3 protein-coding genes are annotated in these 2,812 nt (G+C 51.5%); 2 read left to right on the top strand and 1 reads right to left on the bottom strand.

The window, feature by feature from the left end; genetic code table 11:
- Both HY879_18470 and HY879_18465 read left to right on the top strand, forming a co-directional pair.
- Positions 1–840 (top strand): diacylglycerol kinase family lipid kinase (locus HY879_18470; protein MBI5605322.1); only part of this gene is annotated, 840 nt, incomplete at its 5' end.
- A 16-nt stretch (positions 841–856) separates the two neighbouring features.
- Positions 857–1,204: a peptide chain release factor-like protein gene (locus HY879_18465; GenBank protein MBI5605321.1), complete on the top strand. Its 348-nt coding sequence runs from the start codon at positions 857–859 to the stop codon at positions 1,202–1,204.
- 222 nt (positions 1,205–1,426) lie between these two features.
- Here the strand turns inward: HY879_18465 and HY879_18460 are convergent.
- The coding region (locus HY879_18460; protein ID MBI5605320.1) for a PAS domain S-box protein at positions 1,427–2,812 on the bottom strand (1,386 nt) is incomplete at its 5' end.

Below are 2,812 nucleotides of genomic sequence, written 5' to 3'. Positions count from 1 at the left end.
TCTGGGCAGTGGAGGAATATCCTGCCGCCTTTCGAAGCCTGGCAGACGACCCACCCCGGCCACGCCGGGGAACTGGCCCGGAGGGCTATTGACCTTGGCTTTACCACCATTGCCGTCCACGGAGGTGATGGTACGATCAATGAAGTGGTCAACGGGCTTTTAAAACACTCTGCCAATAGGGTTCCATTGGCCCTTCTGCCGAATGGGACCGGGGCCGACCTGGTACGCTCCCTGGGCATTTCTCATAACCTTTCCCAGGCCGCCCGGCAGGCCCTTCAGGGTTTTGCTCAGCCCATTGATATCGGCCAATGCGAATTTATCGATCTTAAGGGCCAGGTGGCGCAGCGTTATTTTGCCAATGTAACCGATGTGGGTTTTGGTGGAGATCTGGTCCGCTACGTAAACAGCCATTCAAAAAGGCTGGGAGGAAAGTTAAGCTTTTTAAAAGGGCTTTTGGTGACCCTGTTCCGTTATTATAATAAACGGGTTCTTGTAAACCTTGATGATCAGGAAGAATTTGAAATGGTGGCCAGTTCCATTGTGATAGCCAACGGGCAATATTTCGGCGGAGGCATGTGGGTGGCCCCTGAAGCCCGATTGACTGACGGGATTTTCGAGGTGGTGATGGTGGGCGATGTATCGAAACTGGATGTCCTGGCCAACACAAAACGTCTCTATCAGGGGACCTTGGCCGAACACCCCAAGGTAAAAACCGCCAAGTCCAGAATCGTTTCCTTCACCTCCGAAGAAGAAGTCCTGATCGACCTTGACGGGGAACTGGTCGGGCGTTTACCGGCCCGTTTCCAGATCCTGCCCCAAAGGCTTTCCGTGATTTATTAATTGAAAACACCCCCTGATGGCCGTCAGCCCTGAAAAACAAAAAGCCTTGCAAGAAACCCTGCAAAAACTGGGTATCCGGGAAGAGGATGTGGCCGAACACTTTACACGGTCCCAAGGGGCCGGCGGACAGAAGGTCAATAAAACTTCCTCAGCGGTTTATCTGAAGCACCTTCCCACCGGGCTGGAAGTCAAGATGCAAAAAGAGCGCTCCCAGGCCTTGAACCGTTTTTTGGCCTGGCGGCTCCTGGCCGAAAAAGTCGAAGCGCTTCAAGACGGGAAAAGCCTCCATCGGCAGCAAGCAGAAAAAATCCGCAGGCAAAAAAATCGCCGGATGCGGAGGGGAAAATTGAAAAGTCAACCTTGATGTTAATACTACAGCGACATTTTTCCCATCATTCCCGAATGTCTTTATCGGGAATCCAGGTTTTCATGAGAATGAGAAAACCAAAATCCCTGGATTCCGGCTTAAAGCCTGCCGGAATGACGGTTAAGGGGACGCATTAGTAAAAAATACGCTGTATTATTAAGGATTACTCGTTAATCGTTTTAACGAGCAACCTGTAACCAGTAACGAGCAACGATCTGCCTATTCCAACACAAACTCTTTTTCTTTAAACAATCGCAGGCAGGCTTCCACCGCCACCGGATCATAAAGAACGCCTTTCTTTTCTTCAATCTCTTGCAAGGCCACCTCTATCCCATGGGCCGGCCGGTAAGGTCGGTGGGAGGCGATGGCTTCGACTACATCGGCCACCGCCAGTATGCGGGCTTCGAAAAGGATTTCTTCCACTGTAAGCCCCTGAGGGTACCCGGTGCCATTGATCCGTTCGTGATGTTGAAGGACAATCAGGGCCACCGGCCAGGGAAAATCGATATTTTTCAAAATGTCGTAACTCACTTCCGGATGGGCCTTTATAAGGGCGAATTCCAGATCGGTCAGCCGGGTGGGTTTGCTTAAAATCTCGGCCGGGATGGAAATTTTGCCCAGGTCATGGACGATCCCGGCCATGTGGATGCCCTCTATCCGGTCTTTTGACAGACCCACCTCCTGGGCGATGGCCCGGGCCAGGTCAGCCACCCGGCGCTGATGACCGGCAGTATAGGGGTCCCTGGTCTCTACGGTCGTGGCCATGGCCTCGATGATCCCTCCCATGGCCTTTCGCAGGTTATTCAGGGTTTGTTGTCTTTCTTCTTCTGCCTGAACGCGTTTGGTGATGTCCGTTAATATCCCCCGAAGCCCCACAATTTTTTCTCCCTGGACAATCCGAAAACTTGAAAAACGGATCCAGCATATTTCGCCGGATTTTTTAACGAATCGATACTCGTGGGGTTCGACCTGGCCGGAAACGATTTTCTGATAGCCTTCTGAAATATAATGGAGATCTTCCGGATGGACAAATTCCCTAAAGTTTCGGCCGATTATTTCCGAGGGACGATAACCTAACAGGGACTCCACCGGAGGGCTGATATAAGTAATGTTCCCGTTTGTATCACAAACAAAGAGGATGTCGTTTATGTTTTCGACCATATCCCGGTACCGTTCTTCGGATTCACGCAGGGCTTCCTCCCGTTGTTTATCCTCGGTGATGTCCGATATAATGTGCACGGCACCTATCAAACGGCCGGAGGCTTCAAACAAAGGATCCACCGTCACGTCTACCCAGCGATCCCCTAACTGCAACGACGTGCTTTCCCTTTGTCCGCTGGTTTGCATGCGAGCAATCGGGCATCTCTCGATAGGCGTTGAAATGTTATGGACCAGTTTAAAACAGTGGTGGCCTAAGATCTCGGCAGCAGGTTTGTTAAGCAAGCGGGTGGTGGCCAGGTTGCACTCCAGGATCTTTCCATCCAGGTCCAGGATACAGACACTGTCATTGATGGCATCGAAGGTGGTTTGCCACCTTTGTGCAAATTCTCTTAAGGATTCCTCCGCCTTTCGACGTTCCTGTCGAACGGCGGCTTCCCGCAATTC

The organism is Deltaproteobacteria bacterium (genome assembly GCA_016219225.1).
In the GTDB taxonomy this organism is placed as follows: domain Bacteria; phylum Desulfobacterota; class RBG-13-43-22; order RBG-13-43-22; family RBG-13-43-22; genus RBG-13-43-22.
Note: the sequence above shows the minus strand (reverse complement) of the source record. Positions and strands in the feature narration are given on the sequence as shown.